The following is an 18,692-nucleotide window of genomic DNA, read 5'->3' as shown; positions in this document are numbered from 1 at the left end:
TTTTGCTGAATACGGTTCATTCCGAACCTGCTGGAAATCCGTCTTCATTACGAGGCGGATTTTTTTTGTCTGTGAACACGAGTTTTATTACCGCACCGCCATTTTCTGCATTTTCAGCAAAGATTTCTGCCTCAAGTGCCTTTGCAAGCACTTTAGCAATTGCAAGCCCAAGTCCTGAACCGCTCACATTTCTGTCATGAGATGAATCGCCTTTGTAAAATCTCTCGAAAACATGAGGCAGTTCATTCTCTGAAAATCCCCTTCCATTGTCCCGGCTAGAAAGCTCAATTCTTCCATTGCCGCCGATTTTTGCTTCAAGCGTAATCCTGCAATTTTCTCCGGCAAATTTTACGGAATTTGACAGAACCACCGTAAAAATCTGATGCAGTTTTTGCTCATCCGTTTCGATTTCAAGAAATTCTTCGTCTTTAATTTCAAATGCTACATCAGGGCGCGTGATTTTAAACTCTTCTTTCAATTTTGCAAAAAAATTGGTCACGAAAAACCTGCTTGTTTCAACTTTGAGCTTTCCGTTTTCAATCCTGCTCATATCAAGCAAAGTCGTGACAATCGAATTCATGTTCTCTGTCTCATGAAGAATCGCAGCAATCGACTCATCAAGCTGTTTTTTATCATCTTTTCCCCAGCGTTTCAAAAGATTGGCATGACCATAAATAATCGAAATCGGTGTTTTAAGCTCATGACTGACATTGCTCGTGAATTCCTTTTCCCTGTCATAATCAGAACGGAGCTTTTTAAAAGAGGCAATCGTCTGTCGTGAAATCAAATAAGAAAGCACGAAAGAAATAAAAAGAACGGGCAACAGAGCGACCAGCGCAAGATAAGGCAGAAGATGAAGCATCTGGGCGGCAGAATCGTTGGCAATATCAATCGCGCACTCGATTATCAGTTTTTGCCCTTCAAAATCAATTTTTTTTGTTTGAAAACGGATGTTCAAATCACTGTCTGTGTAAAAATTTTTCTCAAAATAGTTATTCGCCCTTTCCGAATCCAAAAGCGGTAAAAGTGAATCGTTCGTGGCCAAAACATTCTTCGAACTGCTCTCATAAACCGTGTAAGTGATGTAATAAGGAAGCTCCAGAAAAGCCAGCTCGTCCGCTCCCCCGCCCCGAAGAGTCTGTGCGACAAGCGAAATGCCCTTCTCCAAATCAGAATCCTGTTTGTGCGTGACAGAAAGCCGCAAAAGCTGAACAAAAATCAACGCTAGAGAAAGCATTGCAAAGGCCAGAAGAAGCATGAACCTGAATGCCAGCGGAATTGATATGGAAGGAGAAAGCGGTTCAGGCACTGACGCGTTTTTTGCTCCCCCTTTTAACGGAAATGCCCTCCGTAACGCCTCCTTTCTCATTCAGCCTCCTGCATGATATAGCCCATTCCCCGCACAGTTTTAATCACTTCATCACCGAATTTTGAACGCAGATGCCGCACATATACATCAACGCTGTTTTCTTCGATGAAATAGTCTTCGCCCCAGACTTTTTTAATGATTTCGTCGCGCGAAAGGACTTTTCCTGTGTTTTCAAGGAAGTATTTTAAAAGAAGGAATTCGTTTTTTGAAAGCTCTACGGACTTTTCTTCAAAAATGACTTTCATTTCATCGGCAATCATTTCTATAAGGCCGTTTTTCAGCACATTCCTTACGACAGAGGATTTTTTCTGGCTACGGCGCAAGACTGCATTCATCCGAGCAAGAAGTTCTTCGATTTTAAAAGGCTTTGCAATATAATCATCCGCACCGCTGTTCAAGCCGTCAACCTTGTCGATTGTTTCGCCGCGTGCTGTCACCAAAATCACCGGCAAATCAGAATTCATATCGCCCCGGAGTTTTCGAAGGACTTCAAGCCCGCTCATTTTTGGGAGCATTACATCGAGCAGAATCAAATCAGGCTCTTCATTTTCAATTTTTTCAAGAGCTTCCCGGCCATCAAAAGCACTTATTACCTCAAAGCCTTCATGGCTCAACTCAAGCTGCATGATTTTTGAAAGTTCAGCATCATCCTCTACAATCAAAATTCTGTTTTTTTTGGTGATTTCTGCCATTTCTGCTCCTTTCTGCTGTATTTATAAAAAGAATTTGGTTCGAGATTTTGGATTTCGACCGGCTGAATCATTTTTCCGTCAAAAGAACGGGCAAACAGGACTTTCAGAGAGAAAGATTCCGACTGATTTTCCGTAAAACCAGAACCTACAAAGCCTTGACCGTATTCCCAAAAAGCTTTATCTACTTCAAATCGAATCATGTTTCGCGGCTTATTAAAAAGAAACTCTGTATCAGGCGGCAGGGGTCTTTCGTTTATCAGAAATCCCCGGCTCTGAATTGATTTTGAATCGAGCGGTGCGTTAAAAATCACGGAAAGCGAAAGAAAATTCCCCATATCGAAAACTTTTACGCCAATCACGCTGAGTTTTTCTTCACGCTTCTGCATTTTACGGCCATTGAAATTCATTATGTCACGAGGCGGCATCTGGCGTGGCGGTAAAAAATGCTCCTTTTCATGCCAGTCAGATGGAAGAGGCTCGGATTGCTCAGAAAAAGCAGAAAATCCGTTAAAAACGAGAAAAAGCAAAATCAGGAAAGAAAATCTTTTCCGCATGAAAAAATTATAGCACAGGCACCGCGATTTTTCTCTGAATAATCGATGAACTTTTCATGAAAATTCTTTAATCTTAGCCGTTCAATCCCTGACAAATCATCTTGCGTGCTTCAAGCAGTTTTGTCATAAGTTCAGTGCAATCACATTCTTTCATCGGACGAAGCTTTTCCGTAAGCTCACAAGCAATATCGACAAGCGGTGCAAGCGAAAGATTTGAGACAACGCCTTTTAAGGCATGAGAGCTTTCAAAAGCACCTTTCCAGTCCTGAGAATCAAGCTGTTCTGAAATCTTTGAATAGCGGCTTTCTTTAAGAGCAGATTCCACCAGCTCAAGGTAGAATTCTTCGTCATTGTCGCACCTTTTTATTGCCGTCTCGACATCACAACCAGCATCCTTCAAGAACTTAATTATAGTCATACGACACCCTTTCTTTTATGAAAGCCTCGAAATCTTTTGCCGGAACAGGACGCGAATAATAAAATCCCTGAATTAGGTTTACGCCGATTTTTTTTAGGAGTTCGTGCTGTGCTTCAACTTCAACCCCTTCCGCAACGACCTTTACATTCAGAAGCCGCGCAATTTCCATTACGATTTCGACCAGCCTGAGTGCCTTGGGATCTTCATGAATATGCTTTACAAAAGCCATGTCGAGTTTGAGAACATCGATTGGGAGAGATGAAATCATGTTCAGCGAAGAATAGCCTGTTCCAAAATCGTCCATTTCTATATGGAAACCGAAATTCCGCAACTGCTGCACGATGTCGATGATATTCTGCGAGTCTTCTGTATAGGCCGATTCCGTAATCTCAATCATGTATTCCGCTGGGGAAATTTGAGCATCCCGCACGATTTTACAAATCGTCTCGACGAAATTAGGTTCAAGCAAGTCAATTCTTGAAACATTCACTGAAATCGGGATTGTTACACCAAATTTTCTCTTCCATTCCATGACCTGATTTGCGGCCGTTTTCCAGATGAACTGATCGAGTTTCTGAATCATGCCGTTCTTTTCGAAAATCGGAATAAAAGTGTCAGGATTGATTACGCCAAGTTCATGATGCTTCCAGCGAATCAGTGCTTCCGAAGAGCTGAGATAAGGCTGTTCGGCCTGAATTGCAAATTTGGGCTGATAATAGACTTCAAATTCCCCCGCAGCAATTCCCTTTTCCATATCCTGCATAAGCCGTTCTTCATAATGCTCTTTGATGTGCATGTCAATGTCATAATAAGCAATGTCACCTTTGCGGTTTTCTTTTATGCTTTTGCAGGCCAGAAGAGCACAGTCAAATCTCTTTTCAATTTCAAGATTTTTATCAACATGGGAATAAACGCCCATTCTTATGCTGATTTTGTCTTCACCAAGCGCATCTTCAAGGGCAAGGTGTATTTTCCATAAAAGCTCTTCGGGATTATCCTGATGAAAAAGATAAATGTAAAAGGAATTCGTTCCACTGCGGCATGAAACACCGTATTTGTCATCGATATATTCAGTGATTGTTTTTCCGACAGCGGCAAGCACACGGTCTCCATAATGGCGACCGTGAATTTCGTTTATAATATGGAATCGGTTTATGTCAAGAACAAGAATATCCCTGTCCTGCTCCGGTGCGTAATTGTCTGCCATACCAACATAATTCATGAAATATTTCCATTGCAAAACCCCAGTGAGAGAATCACGCTTTGTGGCAGAAATAAGATTAAGGCTCTCATATAAAAGGATTGTCTTGTTGATTCGAGTGAGAACGACTTCAGGAATATCATAAGGTTTAGGAATAAAGTCAGCCGCTCCCATCGTAAGGCTTTTGACTTCAGCTGAATTGTCCGCCGTAAGAACAATAATCGGGATTTTCCGTAAATTCTCGTTTTTTGCGACTTCGGCCAGCAAATCATAACCGTTCATTTTTGGCATAAGAAGATCGAGAAGCACGAGTGAAAGCGTGTCCTGATTTTCTTTCATGATGGAAAGCGCTTCCTGCCCGTCAGCAGCAAGAAAGACCCTGTAATCTTTCTGCAACATTCTTTTGAGCATTTTCCTTTCAATTTCTTCATCATCAACGACAAGAATTCGCCGTTTGAGTTTAAGCCTGTTCTCAAGGAATTCTTTCAAAGCATCTCCTCCTTTTTTTGCACTCAGTTCACCCTTTTAATTTATCAGTTTGCCAAGACATTCTATGAGCTTGATTCGGTCAATCGGTTTTGTGATGAAGCCGTTCATTCCAGCTTCTTCGGCCTTTTTACGGTCTTCTTCAAAGGCATCAGCCGTAAGTGCAAGAATCGGAACATTGGCCTTTGTTTTGTTCTGCAACATTCTGATTGCACTCGTTGCCTGATAGCCGTCCATGTTTGTCATGTGAATGTCCATCAAGATTATATCATAAGTTTTCTGCGGTTCGGATTTTACTTTGTTAACCGCCGCCCTTCCGCTGTCAGCCTCATCCCAGAGCATGTTCAAGCGAGCAAGATTGCGTATAATCAGCTTGCGGTTAATGTCGATGTCGTCAACAACAAGCACCTTCTTTCCTGCAAGTTTTTTGGCGATTTCTGCCTGATGCGAGTTTTCTTCTTCAACCTGCGCAGGAGACTTTTCAACTTCTTCATCCAGCACTTCAAGTTCATCAGCTTTTTCGGCTTCAAGAAGAACCGGAAAATTAACTTTTACAGTGAAAACCGTGCCTTTATGAAGTTTGCTTTCAACAGAGATTTCACCGCCCATAATATCAACGATTGACTTTGTGATTGCAAGCCCAAGACCAGAGCCTTGCACGCCGTTCACGAGAGATTCACGCTCCCGCTCAAAAGACTCGTAAATCTTTTCAAGGAACTTCGGTGCGATTCCGATTCCATTGTCACGGACTTTAAATGTGAAGCAGGCCATTTCTTCTGTATCTTCCTGTGCGGCATCAACTTCAATAATTCCGCCCTCGTCAGTGTATTTTATGGCATTCGATACGAGATTCAAGAGAACCTGATTAAGACGAAGCCGGTCGCACATAACAAGCTCATTCTTTATTGGCGCATTTATTACAAGAGTCTGATGCTTTTGCTGAACCTGCGAATCAACGATAGTGCGGATGTCCATAAGCAGCTTTTTGATATTCACAGGGGTATTAACGAGTTCCATTTTGCCACGCTCAATTCGACTCATTTCCAGAATATTGTTGATAAGCGAAAGAAGGTAGTCGCCGGAAATCTTAATATCCTTGAGGTATTCTTCAACCAGTTCCGTGTTTTTTGTGTCCAGAAGAGCCAAATCCGTGTAGCCGATAATCGCGTTCATCGGGGTGCGTATATCATGCGACATATTTGAAAAGAAGTCCGATTTTGCCTTGTCTCGTTCTTCTGCCTGAATAATCTTATAGTCCAAATCCTTTTCGCGCTTTAAGACCGTTGAAAAAAGACTGAAAAGCATAATCAGCGCAAATCCCAGAACGAAAATCTGAATCAAATTATTGCGGATAAGCACAGTATTGATGATTGAATGTGGGCCGACAGCCGTTTCAATCTGATGTTTTGTAGTTAGTCTGAACCACATTCCGAGCGCAAAAAACAAGATGAAAAACATCATCATCCACATGACCGAAGAATAACCAAACTGCCTGTCTTTATCTTTTTTGAAAATAAACCAGTAAAAGACGATTCCCAAAAGACTCCAGACGGTGAGCATAAAATATGACTCAGGAGCAAGCACATCTTCAGTGAAAATATTCGGAACCAAAAGCAGAATAAAACTCAGTGCGGAAATCAATGCCCCGACTGCGCCGCCAACCATGTGCCTTCTGCTCACCTTTTCTTTTGCGGTGAGGTAGCAGCAGATTGAAATGTACATATAGACGATTGAAACGCTTAAAGTCGCGATGTCAGCGTTCCAGCCGATTGCCGTTCTGCCCAAAAAAGGAATAGGAAGACAGAGCAAAAAGATTACGAGGGCAGCGAGCTTTGGCTTTCCGTTCGTTTCCTTTGCAATTTTGCTCGAAATCAGATTATCATTCGCCATAATCTGAAGATTTCGCATGGATGAATTGAAAAAGCCCAGAACGCTCGTTGTGAGGGCAGAAAGTGCCGCGATTCCAACAAGCACAAGACCTTTAGTTCCCAAAATTGCATACGAATTGTAGAAAGTCGGAATCTGCTTTAATCCACGGAAATATTTTAAATGCCCGATATAGGCATGCCAGTTCGCATATTCAGGAGGAACACCGGCACAAGCGACAAAAAGCATGAAAATATAGATGAGCATTCCCGCAAAAATAGCAAAACCTGCGATTTTAAATACGGAACCAGCCTTCACCTTCACTTTGTCAATGACTTGCCCGACGACTTCAAAACCAACGAACATCCACGGTGCCAGAACGACCACATGAAGAATCTGATTCACGCTTGACTCCCGGTTGTTAAAAAACGGACGCGGAATCATAAAACCGCCCTGAGCATGGACAATCAAGGCAAAAAGAAGGACGACAGAGGCAAAAAGCGTGATTCCAAAGAACACTCGAAGAGCAGAGGCAAAACGCGGTAAAAAGCATACGACAAAGGCAAAAATCATGTCGATTATGATGTTGATTATGATTTCACCGGCAAAAATATCATAACCTGCGACCTTATAATGAATGCCCCAGCTCAAGATGTCTCCAAAAAAGTAGCGCGTCATCATGGTGAAAGTGACGGAATTCGCCCACAAAAGCGAAACATAAGCCAATTCCAAAGACCAGATTGCAAGGAAGGCATGATCACGGCCAAAAATATTGCGCGTGTAAATGTACGGGCCACCGGTTCCGGGAATATTCTGCACAAGATAGGAATAATTTGTGGCGATGACAAGCATCATAACGGTGGAAATAACAACACCGATTATCGTGCCGAGCGGGCCTGATTCGGGAAGAAAAGTGGTACCAGGCATGACAAAGGCACCCCATCCGATAATACAGCCCAAAGCTAAAGTCCATATTTGGATTCCAGAACATACATTTGATAATAAGCCAGTTTTTTCTTGATGCATGATTAAAAATTATAACACAGAAAATTAAATCTGAGAAATTTTTAATCTTTGTTTCATCTATTTTTAATGTCCTGTTGCACCAGATACGCTAAAGTTAGTATCGTCAGCTTGTGCTGATAAATCTTATCAGGCGTTTTTCCTTCTTTCCGCCGCAAATTTTAAGGAGTTTAATATGAAAAAATCATTATTCACTTCAGTCGCAGTTGCCGCACTCGTTTTTGGAATCGGCTCATCACAGGCTTTCGCTAAAGGCAAAGAGAATTCTCCCATGAATCCATTCGGGCATCCAATGGGAAATTTTTCTGAAAGAAATTTCAATCCATGCACTCCGAATATGCCTTGGATGAATGGACCCGAATTCGGCGGAATCGAAAATGCTGACCTGCTCGGAACAATCACCGCTGTAAACGCAGAAACAAAAACGCTGACCGTAAAAGACGCAGACGGAAAGGAAACACAGGTTCATGTAAATCCGTTCACAAAGCTGAAAGAACGCAAATCGCCTTCTGTTAAAGAGAATGAGCCTGCAGAAAAAGACAATGCACCATCCGAGAAAAAAAGAAAGCTGGGCCGTGAGCAAAACAATTTCCCAAGACCAGAAATCAACGAACTCAAAATCTCTGACTTAAAGGCCGGAGACTGGGTCGCAGTCAAAAAGATGCACACAGAGACAAAAACAATCGAAGCCGCACGAATTATCGTTGTAAAAGAATAAAGCGAAAACTCGACATTCGAACGGACGCTCTAATTCAGCAGAACATTGTCGTTATTGACTTTGATTTTTTTGAACAGCTCAACGATTGAATCCATCGTGAGCTGTTTTTTTTCGTCGCCGCTGATGTCGCTTATAATTTCACCTTTATTCATCATAATCAGACGGTTTCCGAAATCGAGGGCATGCTGCATGTTGTGAGTGACCATCATCACCGTAAGATTGTATTCCTGGGCAAAACGGCGGGTTAAATCCATAACGATTTGAGCGTTCGTCGGGTCAAGGGCGGCGGTATGTTCATCAAGAAGAAGAATGCTCGGCTTGCTCATAACAGCCATTAAAAGCGTGAGAGCCTGCCTCTGCCCTCCTGAAAACTGGTCAACATTGTCGCCGAGACGATTTTCGAGCCCCATATTAAGGACTTTAAGCTGCTCACGGAAAAAGTCACGCATTTTGTTGTTCAGCGAGATTTTCAAGCCCTTGAAGCCCTTCTTATAACAAATCATCATGTTGTCTTCGAGGCTCATTCTTCCGGCAGTTCCTAAAAGCGGATTCTGGAAAATTCGGCCGATATAACGAGCCCTTTTGTATTCAGGATCATTCGTGATATTCTTTGGCGCAGACTGTTCATCTGCCGAAAGAAGAAGCGTGCCCGTCGTGGGCTTTAGAGTTCCTGCAATAATATTGTAGAGAGTGGATTTTCCGGCTCCGTTCGAGCCAATCACCGTGATAAAGTCACCCTTTCTGATTTCAAGATTTACATTCTTGAGGGCAGTGTTTTCATCTGGTGTATTCGGGTGGAAAGTGATTCCGATATTTTCAAGTTTTAGCATGTTTCGTTCCTTTTCAAGTGCTGCTTAAGCCAGGCGATGATGTCTTGTTTTGAGACAATCAGGCACACTATAATCAGCAAGCCCGTAACGAGCTTTAAGTCATTGGCGTTCATTCCGATATTGTAACCGTAACGGCGGGCAAAGAACATGAGCGCACGGTAGATGATTGAACCTAAAATAACGCGCAAAGTCTGCCATCCGATTTTGTTCGAATGAATGACAAATTCACCGAGCATCAATGAAGCCAATCCAGAGACCACGACACCGCTTCCGCTTCCGACATCAGAAAATCCTGAATACATTGCAAAAAGCGCTCCACTCAAAGCAGCAAGTCCGTCACCAAAGCAAATTCCCACGCCACGAACGATTTTTGGGTCAACGCCCTGTGAAATTACCATCTGCGGATTAGAACCAAGGGCGCCCATCGTAAGGCCAAAATCAGTTGAAAAGAAAAGATTTAGAATCACGAGCAGGATTCCAACAAAAATCAAAAGGAAGAATACAATTCCCCAGTCAGGAGAAATCAAAGGAAAATAAGCCTTCATGAGATTCTTGATATTAGAAAAAGTCGTTGGAATTCGAAGGAGAGAAACATTTGCCTGATTAGACATGACACGCAGATTCACTGAATAAAGCATGGTCATCATCAAAATACCGGCAAGCAAATCAGGAATGCGGAGTTTTGTATAAATCACCGAAGTGAAAAGACCGGCAAGCATTCCGGCGACAAAAGCAATACAAAGAGCCAGCGAGGGCGAAATACCGTGAACCAGACAAGCTGCAAGAACACAGGCTCCAAGCGGAAAAGAGCCGTCCACAGTCATGTCGCAGAAATTTAAAACACGGAAAGTCATGAATACACCCAGTACCATGATTCCGAAAATCATACCTTCAATAAAAATGCCTTGAATCATACCGAATATAATATAGAAAATATTGGCAGTTAGCAATCAGTGAGGGAAAAATGCAGCGCCACAATTAAGCAGGCCGTCTTCCTTCTGCAAACATTTTAATCAGCTTTTTTCTGCTCGAAAAATATGCCGGGAGTAAAAATGCGTCGGCCAGAACCCATGCAAGCGGACTTGCAAGACAGGCCCCCTGAAAACCGAATACAGGAACAAGAAAAAGACCGATTGTAGCACGACCGACAAGTTCAAAAACTCCTGCAAAAATCGCGAGCCGTGAAAATCCCATTCCCTGAATCATAAAACGGACTACATTGACAAGCGTCAGAAGCCAGTAAGTGCAGCCGTTCGCCATGAGGAAATAGAAAACATTCTTAATCACAAGTTCTGAAGTTTGAGCGGATTCGGTTCCGCTGATAAAAAGCGCGGCCAGATTATCATAGAAAAAGTACAGAATCACAAGTGCGACTAGCGACCATGCAAAACCGATTGCAGAGCCCCAGAAAAGCCCCGGTGTGAGCCGTTCAATTTTCTTAGCCCCGACATTCTGGCCGCCATAAGTTGCCATTGTTGTTCCCAAAGCGTCAAAGGGAGTCGAAAAGAAAATCGAGATTTTTTGAGCGGTAGTCATCGCTGCGACATAAATTGAGCCAAGCACATTTACAGAGCTTTGCAAGATAACGCTTCCGATTGCCGTGATTGAATATTGCAGCCCCATTGGCACACCAATTCCCAAAAGAGTGAGCATTTTCCGCCTTGATAAGATTTTATCTTCTTTTGAAAGACGAAGAATTTCGAATTTTGACCTCATGTAAAAAAAACACAGGATTCCAGAAATTCCCTGCGAAATGACAGTCGCATAAGCCGCACCGGGAATTCCAAAGTTGAAGACCGCGATAAAAAGCAGGTCGAGAAAAATGTTCAGGCAGGCCGAAATCAATAGAAAATAGAGAGGTGTCTTTGAATCACCCACAGAACGAATCACGCCGGAAAGAATATTATAGAAGAAAACAACAGGAATTCCCGCAAGAATAATCGAAAAATAAGAATTTGCCATATCGAGGATATTTGAAGGCGTTTTTAGAAAGAGGAGCATTTCACGACAGCAAAGCACAGTCGGAATCGTGATGAAAACTGAAAAAGCAGCTACAAGAATCCATGCATTGAAAACGAACTGACGCATTGTCGTATATTCATTTCCGCCGAATTTCTGCGCAACAGGAATTGCAAAGCCGGAGCACACGCCCATGCAGAATCCGATTATGAAGAAATTGAGGCTTCCAGTGGAACCGACTGCCGCAAGAGCATCTACGCCCAAAAACTGACCGACGATGATTGTATCGACAAGATTATAAAACTGCTGAAAAAGATAACCAAAAAAAACAGGAACAGCAAAATTGAAAATGATTTTAAGTGGATGACCGCTTGTTAAATCTTTTGTCATGAATAAAACTCCGCTTTTACAAGGTCAAAAATTTCCTTTTCGTGAGGGTCTGAAAAGTGGAAATTTTCCGAACTTGAAAAGCATAACACACAATGGCTTTCAATTTCCTTAAAAAACGGCATAAATTCCTGGCAATTCTGCTCAAAATAAAGCCAGCAAAGAAGATAGATGAACTGCCCGCCCTGTGTGTAGCTTGCCTTGTCAGCCAGCGGAGAATAGATTTCAATATTTTTTATGTAAGTCGCCCCGATTTCGTCCTGATTTTCCTTATTTATGTCCATGCAGGATTTGTAAAGATTATACGCCTTTATAAGATTCTGCTCGTCACGGTCAAGAGATGCCGCTCTTTCGGAATTTTCACCAAGGACTTCAAAGGGTGAGCGGAAGATTTTATAAGTCTGAGCGACAGAAGAACGCAATTTTTCGCCGCGCTCCCTCAACTTTTCTTCGTAGTAGGAATTTTTGGACGGCGGAACGACACGCTCTGCTTTTGAGGATTTGTTGAAGCGTGCAAGTTTCTCTGAAAATGTGCTTAATACATCCTGAAAATTCTGGCTCATAATCCCCGTCCTTTATAACCATGCGGTTTCTTTTTTTCAATTTTTACTATAACATACTTCAGAGGAAAATAAAATGAAAAAAACAAATGCAATGAGGATTCTTGACGGCCTGAAGATAAAATACGAAGTTCTTTCTTACGATGATGATGGTGAGCATGAACTTTCACACGGAGCAGCAAGTCAGACAGCAGCCAAACTCGGCATTGATCCGGCAGCGTGCTTCAAAACGATTGTGATGAGAAGTGAAAGCCGACAGGTATTTGTTTTCTGCCAGAGCGCACTCCATGAAATAAACCTCAAAAAAGCAAGAAATGCCTGCGGTGCAAAAGAAATTTCACCGGTCAAACCAGAAGAACTTCTGGCGCTCACAGGTTATATCCGTGGCGGATGTTCTCCACTTGGAATGAAAAAGAAATTTCCGACTTTTATAGATGAATCAGCATTGAATCACGAAAAGATTTATGTGAGTGCGGGAATGCGCGGGGAACAGATAGCAATTAAGCCCGAAGACCTTATTAAGGCAAGTGATGCACAGCCAGTTGATTTGATTTTGGAAGGTTAATGCGGCGCCAGCTACGGAGTGGTGGCTTTGCCAGTGCCCTGTGGCACCGAGCGAAAGCGAGCCACGGAGCAGCGGCAGACAATAGAATTTTCGCCCTATAGTCCTATAGAAATTCCTGTCTGGAAGAAGGGGCGTGCACCGAAATGCGGGATTTCAAAGTAGATTCCGATATTTTTTTCTGGGCAGAACTGAATTCCGAACGGACAGAGGTCAAATGCGAAATGGTAATCCTTTGAATCCTCGTCATCGAACTCCATTGCACCAACACTAATCTCGCCGTAGAGCGAAAGTCTTGTACCGATGTCGTTGAACACTAAATGGCAGTACTCGCCATGGAATCCCACATAGTAAAAGTTCATTGAGTAAGTGTTTGAATCGGAATTCCATGTATCAATAGCAGCACCGGCCATAAAACCACAGTGAAAGTTTGCAAACGGCGGGTAAATAGTGACATTCAAATCAGTGGCAAGTTTTGGAGTCATGTGGTCATAATCATTGCCGAACGAAAAAATCGTTCCGAATACATCGCTCATTCCGGCTCCAAAAGACTGGAAAACGCCATGCGATGTAAAGAACGGGAACAACGGAATGGCAGCACGAGCTTCCAAAAATCGATGACCGCGAAGACTTGTGAAATTCTTAAGAAAAACACTGTCATTTTCATCCGAAACTTCTGATTCATTTGCAGGCAGGCTTTCAGAAGAGTTTTCTGCCGATGCCGAAAGCTCTACGCTCTCAGAAGCAGGAGCTTCAACCGGAGCCGCTTCAGATTCCTGAGCAAAAAGCCCCATAGCTGAAAAAAACATGGCAGCAGTAAAAAGATTTCTAATCTTCGCGTTCATAAATTACCCCTTTTTATTAGAGATTGTCAGGAATTTCGATTCCGATTGCTGCAGCTGTGTCTTTGTTGTAAGTGAAATCGAATTTTTCAAGATACTCGATTGGCATTGTTGCCGGAGTAGCTTCTTTTTCGATGATTTTTACAGCCTGTTTTGCAGTAAGTTTTCCAAGCTCGTAGTAGTTGATTCCGTAAGTAGCCAAGCCACCAGAAACAACCATTCCGTCTTCACCACAGATTGTCGGGAGTTTTGCGTTGTTAGCAACCATTGCAACATTTGCAAGGCCTGCAGCGAGCATATTGTCAGTCGGGATATAGAATGCATCAACTTTGCCAACGAGACTCTGTGTTACCTGCTGGATTTCATTCGAATTTGAAACAGAACCTTCAAGGAATGCAAGGCCGTTTGCAAGACATGCTTCTTTAGCGATGTTAATCTGGAAGATAGAGTTTGCTTCGCTTGAGCAATACAAAAGGCCAACGGTTTCTGCAGTTGGAACCAATTTTTTGAGAAGGCTGATCTGAGCAGCAACTGGAGTCAAGTCAGAAGTACCTGTAACATTTGTCTCTGGTTTTTTGTTTGATTTTACGAGTTTTGCTGTCTCTGGATCAGTAACAGCTGTAACGAGAATCGGGATTTTTTTGGTGAGATTAGCAACAGCCTGTGCAGCTGGTGTTGCAATTGCAAAAATCAAGTCGTCGCGATCATTGATGAATTTGTTTGCGATAGTAACACAGTTTGCCTGTTCAGCCTGTGCGTTCTGATAGTCGATAACGATATTTTCACCGTCTTTGTAGCCAGCTTCAGCAAGACCATCAACGAAGCCCTGATAGCTTTTGTCGAGAGCCGGGTGCTCAACAAGCTGAATAACACCAATTCTGATTTTGCCGTCTTTTTTGTTACATCCGGTCAAAATACAAGCTGCAGTTAAAAGAGCAGCAGCAGTAAGAAGTTTTTTCATTTTCTTTTTCTCCTAATTTTAAAGAATGAATTAAGTCTACAACTTATTGAAACTTCTATCAATAGAAGCAAAATATTTTGACTGACAAAAACAGCCTGTAAAAGCTCTGCTCTACTTCCACGGGAATACAAATGAAAGCAATTTTCTTGGGCCAAGCGATTCCATGTCATCTGCCAGCAATTCATCCCAGGGAACTTCATTTCGCTTATCACGGTCATTCGCAAAATTCGGATCTGTTTCGGCCATTTTCTCAATCCAATCATATTTGTACAGTCTGAGTCTCAGTGCATTGGTTGAAGAAAGCAAAAGGCCGTTGAGTCCAGGAACGATGAAGAAAAACACGCACGAAAGAGCAAAAAGGATTATATTATAGAAGAAAACTGAAATCGAGAAGAAAACATTATCGTAGAAGATAATGAATGATTTTTTGAGGCACTTCTTGAATCCGTTATTTTCCTGCAAAAAGTAAAGCGGAATGAACCACTGCAAGGCAATGACAGAAACCAGAAGAACCCAGCCAAGCGCAGCCGTCAGAAGAAGATTAAAGAGACTGTTTTCCTTGAAAAAAATCGAAAGATAATAGGCAATTGCAAATCTGAAAATAAGAAGAACAAGTGCAAGCAAAGAGCCGGACATAAATCCGATTTTCCACACGCTCTTTAGTGCTGAAAAGAACAGCGGAAAGGAGGCCGAACGGAAATCAGCAATTTTTGCAGCATTTGCTCCCCATGCAAAAAGGGAAACCATCAAAATCCCGGAACAAATGATGAAAGCAATTGCCGCAAGGTAAGGATTTTGAGTCACAGCAAAGCGAATTGCAAAAAAGCTCCCCGCGAGCAGAACAATTGTAACCGCATTAGAAAGCACAAGGAAGAAAAAATTATCCCAGCCGTCACAAAAATTTTTTTTCAGAAAGAATTTGAACATAGTTTCTCCAATTAGAAGGGAGCAGGTAGCCGAGAGCAGTTAGAAAAAAAAATAATTGCTAACCGCTCATTGCTAACTGCTAACTAAAATAATCCGCTGATGTTGCCGTCGTCATCGATGTCGATGTTAAGGGCGGCAGGCAGTTTTGGAAGGCCCGGCATCGTCATGATTTCACCGGCAAGAGCGACAACGAAGCCCGCACCCGAATAGAGCTGAACATCACGAATCGGGAAGATGTAATCGCGCGGTGCACCCATGAGTTTCGGGTCGTGACTGATTGAATTCTGAGTTTTTGCAACACAGACAGGAAGGTCTTTGTAGCCAAGTTCCTCGTACTCACGGAGCTTTTTAAGTACATTCGGAGCGAATTCAACATCCTTTGCACGATAAATCTCTTTTGCAAGGATTTTGATTTTATCAGCAAATGAAAGGTTAGCCTGATAAAGATAGTGGAAGTCCGCTTTGCCAGAATCAGCAACTTCTGCAACGACTTTTGCAAGTTCAGTTGCACCCTCGCCGCCTTTGCCCCAGCCTTCACAGAGAACAGCTTTTGCGCCTTTAGCTTCACAGAGTTTTTCGAGCAATGCGATTTCTTCGTCTGTATCAGTGATGAATTTATTGACAGCGATTACAGCCGGAACACCGAATTTTGCGATATTTTCGATATGAACCGCCAGATTTTCAAAACCGGCCTGCAATGCGCCTACGCTCGGAGTTGATAGGTCAGCCTTTGCCATGCCACCGTGCATTTTGAGTGCACGAACAGTCGCAACGATTACAACTACCGAAGGAGAAATTCCTGCAGCGCGACACTTGATGTCCATGAATTTTTCGGCACCCAAATCAGCCGCAAAGCCTGCCTCGGTTACAACATAATCGCCGGTCGCAAGGGCAGAAAGCGTTGCATTTACAGAGTTTGTTCCCTGAGCGATATTTGCGAATGGTCCGCCGTGAACAAAAACAGGATTTTTTTCAAGAGTCTGAACGAGATTCGGCTTGATTGCGTCTTTAAGGAGAACGGCAATCGAACCCGTACATTTGAGTTCACCGAATTTAACAGGTCGTTTGTCGAAGGTCTTTCCGATTATGATTGAATCAACCCGGTTTTTGAGGTCAGAAATTGATGTTGAAAGACAGATGATTGCCATGAGTTCGCTTGCAACCGTGATGCAGAAATGGTCTTCGCGGGGCATTCCGTCTGCGATTCCGCCCATTCCAACAACGATGTTTCGAAGCTCACGATCGTTAAGATCAACACAGCGTTTCCATGAGATTGTGCGCGGGTCAATTTGAAGCTGATTTCCCTGCTTGATGTGGTTATCGATGAGGGCAGCAATCAAGTTGTTTGCAATAGAGATTGCGTGGATATCACCTGTAAAATGAAGATTGATGTCTTCCATCGGAACAATCTGAGCGTAACCGCCGCCACATGCACCGCCCTTTACGCCAAAGCAAGGCCCAAGTGAAGGTTCGCGGAGTGCAATTACAGCTTTTTTGCCGATTTTATTGAGTCCGTCACCCAATGCGATTGAGACAGTTGATTTTCCCTCGCCGGCAGGAGTCGGAGTGAGGGCAGTCGTAAGAATCAGCTTGCCGCGGTTCTTTGGATCACTTGCCTTTTTCTGCAAGGCACGAAGTTCTTCCATTGTGATTTTTGCCTTGTATTTTCCGTAAAGTTCAAGGCTGTCTTCTTCAATTCCGATTTTTTTTGCCACATCAACAATCGGAATCATTTTATTCTTCTGTGCAATTTCAATATCTGTCATTTTTTACTCCTCAGTTTTGTAATTTGCGTTGATTTTATTCATTATCTCGTAAAAATGCGGGAAACTGACTGAACAGCATTCCGCATCATTAATGATTATTTTTTCACCTTCAGCAAGACCTAAGCCAGCGCAGGCAAGAGACATTGCCATTCGATGGTCATCATAGCTTTCACAGACAGCGCCATGCAATTTGAATGAAGGATTCGGAGAGCCGTCTTTGAGAAGCGGCGAGTGACCGTGAATAATCAGAGAATCTTCTTTTTCTTCAATTTCAGCACCAAGCCGTGAAAGTTCGATGTTGAGTACTTTGAGGCGGTCTGTTTCTTTTCGACGGCAAACTGCCGCATCTTCAATTACGACCGTTCCTTCCGTAAAGCAGGCAATCGCACTCAAAGCACACACTGCATCAGGGAAACCGGAAATATTAACATGAAGCTCACCGTTCGGGCAATTTTCTGTTGAAAGCCTGCCGATTCCGTCTTTTGAGCATTTTCCACCGGAAACCACGAGAGTTTCAGCATTTTTATCCCAAACAATATCCGCACCAATAGACTGTAATATGGAAACAATTGCATCATCTCCCTGAGTGCCGCTTGAATCCACATTTTCAATAGTGATTTTACTGTCTGTAATAAGAGCCGCAATCAGCGGGAATGCAACCCCTTCCCAGTCGCTTGGAATCGTGACATCAAAGCCCTTGAAAGATTTGCAGGGAGCTACCTTTATATGCTTAAAATCTTCAGAAATTTGACATTTAATGCCGACTTTTTCGAGCCATTTTTGAGTCATTGTGAGATATGGAGTTTCTTTTGGATTTGTGAGTTCAATTTCAATAGGATTTTCCGTGAGGATTCCGGCCATCATCAGTCCGGAAATATACTGACTTGAAATTTCCCCGGCCGTTTTGACTTTACCACCGTTTTTGATAGAACCAGTAATCACAAGAGGACAGCCGTTTGAATTTGGTCGAGTTACGAAAGCATCCGCGCCAAGCTGAGTCAAAGCATCAACCACATGAAGGACAGGGCGCCTTCGGATACTTGCATCGCCCGTAAAGACAGAAGTTCCTTCAAAACAAGCCGCAATAGGCGTAAGAAAATACAAAAGTGAACCAGAATCACCAACATTTACTACATCATCCGGAAGATGAAGATTTTTACCGGCACCTTTTACAATCCACTCAGTGCCAGGCTCTCCTTCCGTAGAAAGATTAAGGTCAATTTCCGAACCGATAAGCGGAACAGCGGCCGCCGTTGAAAGACAGTCTGCACTTGGCAGTGGATTTTTTATATGAGAATCCCCTTCTGCAATAGTTGCCAGCAGGAGAGCACGAATCGTATGAGATTTTGAGCCAGGAACAGTAATTGCCCCCGACAAAGTTGAGCGTGATGCGATAATGTTCATGTTGTCAGTGTAGCATATTTCGCACGGAATTGACACTAGGAAAGCACTGATTATTCATATCCGCCAATTTTAGTACTCTTTCCGTTATTGCAAGTGCGTAATTTCCTCAGCTGAAAGCCCAACCCCTTGGGCAATTTGTTCTACAGGTAACCCCATTTGAAGAAAAC

At 42.9% G+C, this 18,692-nt stretch carries 17 protein-coding genes; 2 read left to right on the top strand and 15 right to left on the bottom strand.

Annotation, left to right across the window (positions count from 1 at the left end; genetic code table 11):
* Window positions 1-16: 16 nt before the first annotated feature.
* From Q0Q74_RS02030 to Q0Q74_RS02005, 6 genes are all read right to left on the bottom strand, one after another.
* Complete coding sequence (locus tag Q0Q74_RS02030; RefSeq protein ID WP_294428015.1) at window positions 17-1,369, bottom strand: cell wall metabolism sensor histidine kinase WalK; 1,353 nt, start codon at window positions 1,367-1,369, stop codon at window positions 17-19.
* Window positions 1,366-2,061, bottom strand: a complete 696-nt coding sequence (locus tag Q0Q74_RS02025) for a response regulator transcription factor (protein ID WP_294428013.1) — start codon at window positions 2,059-2,061, stop codon at window positions 1,366-1,368. The genes Q0Q74_RS02030 and Q0Q74_RS02025 overlap by 4 nt, the downstream gene beginning before the upstream one ends.
* Window positions 2,028-2,615: a hypothetical protein gene (locus tag Q0Q74_RS02020; protein WP_294428011.1), complete on the bottom strand. Its 588-nt coding sequence runs from the start codon at window positions 2,613-2,615 to the stop codon at window positions 2,028-2,030. The genes Q0Q74_RS02025 and Q0Q74_RS02020 overlap by 34 nt, the downstream gene beginning before the upstream one ends.
* 73 nt (window positions 2,616-2,688) lie before the next feature.
* Window positions 2,689-3,033: an Hpt domain-containing protein gene (locus Q0Q74_RS02015; protein WP_294428009.1), complete on the bottom strand. Its 345-nt coding sequence runs from the start codon at window positions 3,031-3,033 to the stop codon at window positions 2,689-2,691.
* Window positions 3,020-4,723 carry an EAL domain-containing protein gene (locus Q0Q74_RS02010; protein WP_294428007.1) on the bottom strand — a complete coding sequence of 568 codons (1,704 nt, stop codon included), beginning with the start codon at window positions 4,721-4,723 and terminating at the stop codon, window positions 3,020-3,022. Before Q0Q74_RS02010 ends, Q0Q74_RS02015 begins: the two co-directional genes overlap by 14 nt.
* A 36-nt stretch (window positions 4,724-4,759) precedes the next feature.
* Window positions 4,760-7,612 (bottom strand): amino acid permease, encoded by a 2,853-nt coding sequence (locus Q0Q74_RS02005; protein ID WP_294428006.1) that lies wholly within the window; start codon window positions 7,610-7,612, stop codon window positions 4,760-4,762.
* Window positions 7,613-7,784: 172 nt separating this feature from the next.
* Between Q0Q74_RS02005 and Q0Q74_RS02000 the strand changes: the two genes are divergently transcribed.
* Window positions 7,785-8,327: a DUF5666 domain-containing protein gene (locus Q0Q74_RS02000; protein WP_294428004.1), complete on the top strand. Its 543-nt coding sequence runs from the start codon at window positions 7,785-7,787 to the stop codon at window positions 8,325-8,327.
* Window positions 8,328-8,356: 29 nt separating this feature from the next.
* Here the strand turns inward: Q0Q74_RS02000 and Q0Q74_RS01995 are convergent, their stop codons facing one another.
* The 4 genes from Q0Q74_RS01995 to Q0Q74_RS01980 all read right to left on the bottom strand — a co-directional run bounded on the left by Q0Q74_RS01995 (window position 8,357) and on the right by Q0Q74_RS01980 (window position 12,066).
* Entirely contained in the window at window positions 8,357-9,157 is an 801-nt protein-coding gene (locus tag Q0Q74_RS01995) for an ABC transporter ATP-binding protein (protein ID WP_294428003.1), read from the bottom strand.
* A complete protein-coding gene (locus tag Q0Q74_RS01990; RefSeq protein ID WP_294428001.1) occupies window positions 9,151-10,071 on the bottom strand; it encodes an ABC transporter permease in 921 nt (306 codons plus the stop codon). Before Q0Q74_RS01990 ends, Q0Q74_RS01995 begins: the two co-directional genes overlap by 7 nt.
* 64 nt (window positions 10,072-10,135) lie before the next feature.
* A complete protein-coding gene (locus tag Q0Q74_RS01985) occupies window positions 10,136-11,506 on the bottom strand; it encodes an MATE family efflux transporter (RefSeq protein ID WP_294428000.1) in 1,371 nt (456 codons plus the stop codon).
* Complete coding sequence (locus Q0Q74_RS01980; protein WP_294427998.1) at window positions 11,503-12,066, bottom strand: hypothetical protein; 564 nt, start codon at window positions 12,064-12,066, stop codon at window positions 11,503-11,505. The genes Q0Q74_RS01985 and Q0Q74_RS01980 overlap by 4 nt, the downstream gene beginning before the upstream one ends.
* 73 nt (window positions 12,067-12,139) lie before the next feature.
* Between Q0Q74_RS01980 and ybaK the strand changes: the two genes are divergently transcribed.
* Complete coding sequence (gene ybaK, locus Q0Q74_RS01975; RefSeq protein ID WP_294427996.1) at window positions 12,140-12,628, top strand: Cys-tRNA(Pro) deacylase; 489 nt, start codon at window positions 12,140-12,142, stop codon at window positions 12,626-12,628.
* Window positions 12,629-12,723: 95 nt separating this feature from the next.
* Here the strand turns inward: ybaK and Q0Q74_RS01970 are convergent, their stop codons facing one another.
* The 5 genes from Q0Q74_RS01970 to aroA form a co-directional block, all read right to left on the bottom strand.
* Window positions 12,724-13,470 carry a hypothetical protein gene (locus Q0Q74_RS01970; protein WP_294427994.1) on the bottom strand — a complete coding sequence of 249 codons (747 nt, stop codon included), beginning with the start codon at window positions 13,468-13,470 and terminating at the stop codon, window positions 12,724-12,726.
* A gap of 16 nt (window positions 13,471-13,486) precedes the next feature.
* The gene (locus Q0Q74_RS01965) at window positions 13,487-14,428 is read right to left on the bottom strand and encodes an ABC transporter substrate-binding protein (RefSeq protein WP_294427992.1); all 942 of its coding nucleotides are present in this window, start codon (window positions 14,426-14,428) and stop codon (window positions 13,487-13,489) included.
* A 111-nt stretch (window positions 14,429-14,539) separates the two neighbouring features.
* Window positions 14,540-15,355 (bottom strand): hypothetical protein, encoded by an 816-nt coding sequence (locus Q0Q74_RS01960; protein ID WP_294427991.1) that lies wholly within the window; start codon window positions 15,353-15,355, stop codon window positions 14,540-14,542.
* An 83-nt stretch (window positions 15,356-15,438) separates the two neighbouring features.
* Entirely contained in the window at window positions 15,439-17,121 is a 1,683-nt protein-coding gene (locus Q0Q74_RS01955) for a formate--tetrahydrofolate ligase (protein WP_294427989.1), read from the bottom strand.
* A 3-nt stretch (window positions 17,122-17,124) separates the two neighbouring features.
* Complete coding sequence (gene aroA, locus Q0Q74_RS01950; protein WP_294427986.1) at window positions 17,125-18,525, bottom strand: 3-phosphoshikimate 1-carboxyvinyltransferase; 1,401 nt, start codon at window positions 18,523-18,525, stop codon at window positions 17,125-17,127.
* Window positions 18,526-18,692 lie beyond the last annotated feature (167 nt).

Source organism: uncultured Treponema sp. (genome assembly GCF_946187725.1).
In the GTDB taxonomy this organism is placed as follows: Bacteria; Spirochaetota; Spirochaetia; order Treponematales; family Treponemataceae; genus Treponema_D.
This window is presented reverse-complemented; position numbering and strand designations above follow the sequence as displayed.

Coding starts and splice junctions, on each gene's coding strand:
- Q0Q74_RS02030 (WP_294428015.1), bottom strand. CDS start 1,369: ATGAGAAAGGAGGCGTTACGGAGGGCATTTCCGTTAAAAGGGGGAGCA.
- Q0Q74_RS02025 (WP_294428013.1), bottom strand. CDS start 2,061: ATGGCAGAAATCACCAAAAAAAACAGAATTTTGATTGTAGAGGATGAT.
- Q0Q74_RS02020 (WP_294428011.1), bottom strand. CDS start 2,615: ATGCGGAAAAGATTTTCTTTCCTGATTTTGCTTTTTCTCGTTTTTAAC.
- Q0Q74_RS02015 (WP_294428009.1), bottom strand. CDS start 3,033: ATGACTATAATTAAGTTCTTGAAGGATGCTGGTTGTGATGTCGAGACG.
- Q0Q74_RS02005 (WP_294428006.1), bottom strand. CDS start 7,612: ATGCATCAAGAAAAAACTGGCTTATTATCAAATGTATGTTCTGGAATC.
- Q0Q74_RS02000 (WP_294428004.1), top strand. CDS start 7,785: ATGAAAAAATCATTATTCACTTCAGTCGCAGTTGCCGCACTCGTTTTT.
- Q0Q74_RS01995 (WP_294428003.1), bottom strand. CDS start 9,157: ATGCTAAAACTTGAAAATATCGGAATCACTTTCCACCCGAATACACCA.
- Q0Q74_RS01990 (WP_294428001.1), bottom strand. CDS start 10,071: ATGATTCAAGGCATTTTTATTGAAGGTATGATTTTCGGAATCATGGTA.
- Q0Q74_RS01985 (WP_294428000.1), bottom strand. CDS start 11,506: ATGACAAAAGATTTAACAAGCGGTCATCCACTTAAAATCATTTTCAAT.
- Q0Q74_RS01980 (WP_294427998.1), bottom strand. CDS start 12,066: ATGAGCCAGAATTTTCAGGATGTATTAAGCACATTTTCAGAGAAACTT.
- ybaK (WP_294427996.1), top strand. CDS start 12,140: ATGAAAAAAACAAATGCAATGAGGATTCTTGACGGCCTGAAGATAAAA.
- Q0Q74_RS01970 (WP_294427994.1), bottom strand. CDS start 13,470: ATGAACGCGAAGATTAGAAATCTTTTTACTGCTGCCATGTTTTTTTCA.
- Q0Q74_RS01965 (WP_294427992.1), bottom strand. CDS start 14,428: ATGAAAAAACTTCTTACTGCTGCTGCTCTTTTAACTGCAGCTTGTATT.
- Q0Q74_RS01960 (WP_294427991.1), bottom strand. CDS start 15,355: ATGTTCAAATTCTTTCTGAAAAAAAATTTTTGTGACGGCTGGGATAAT.
- Q0Q74_RS01955 (WP_294427989.1), bottom strand. CDS start 17,121: ATGACAGATATTGAAATTGCACAGAAGAATAAAATGATTCCGATTGTT.
- aroA (WP_294427986.1), bottom strand. CDS start 18,525: ATGAACATTATCGCATCACGCTCAACTTTGTCGGGGGCAATTACTGTT.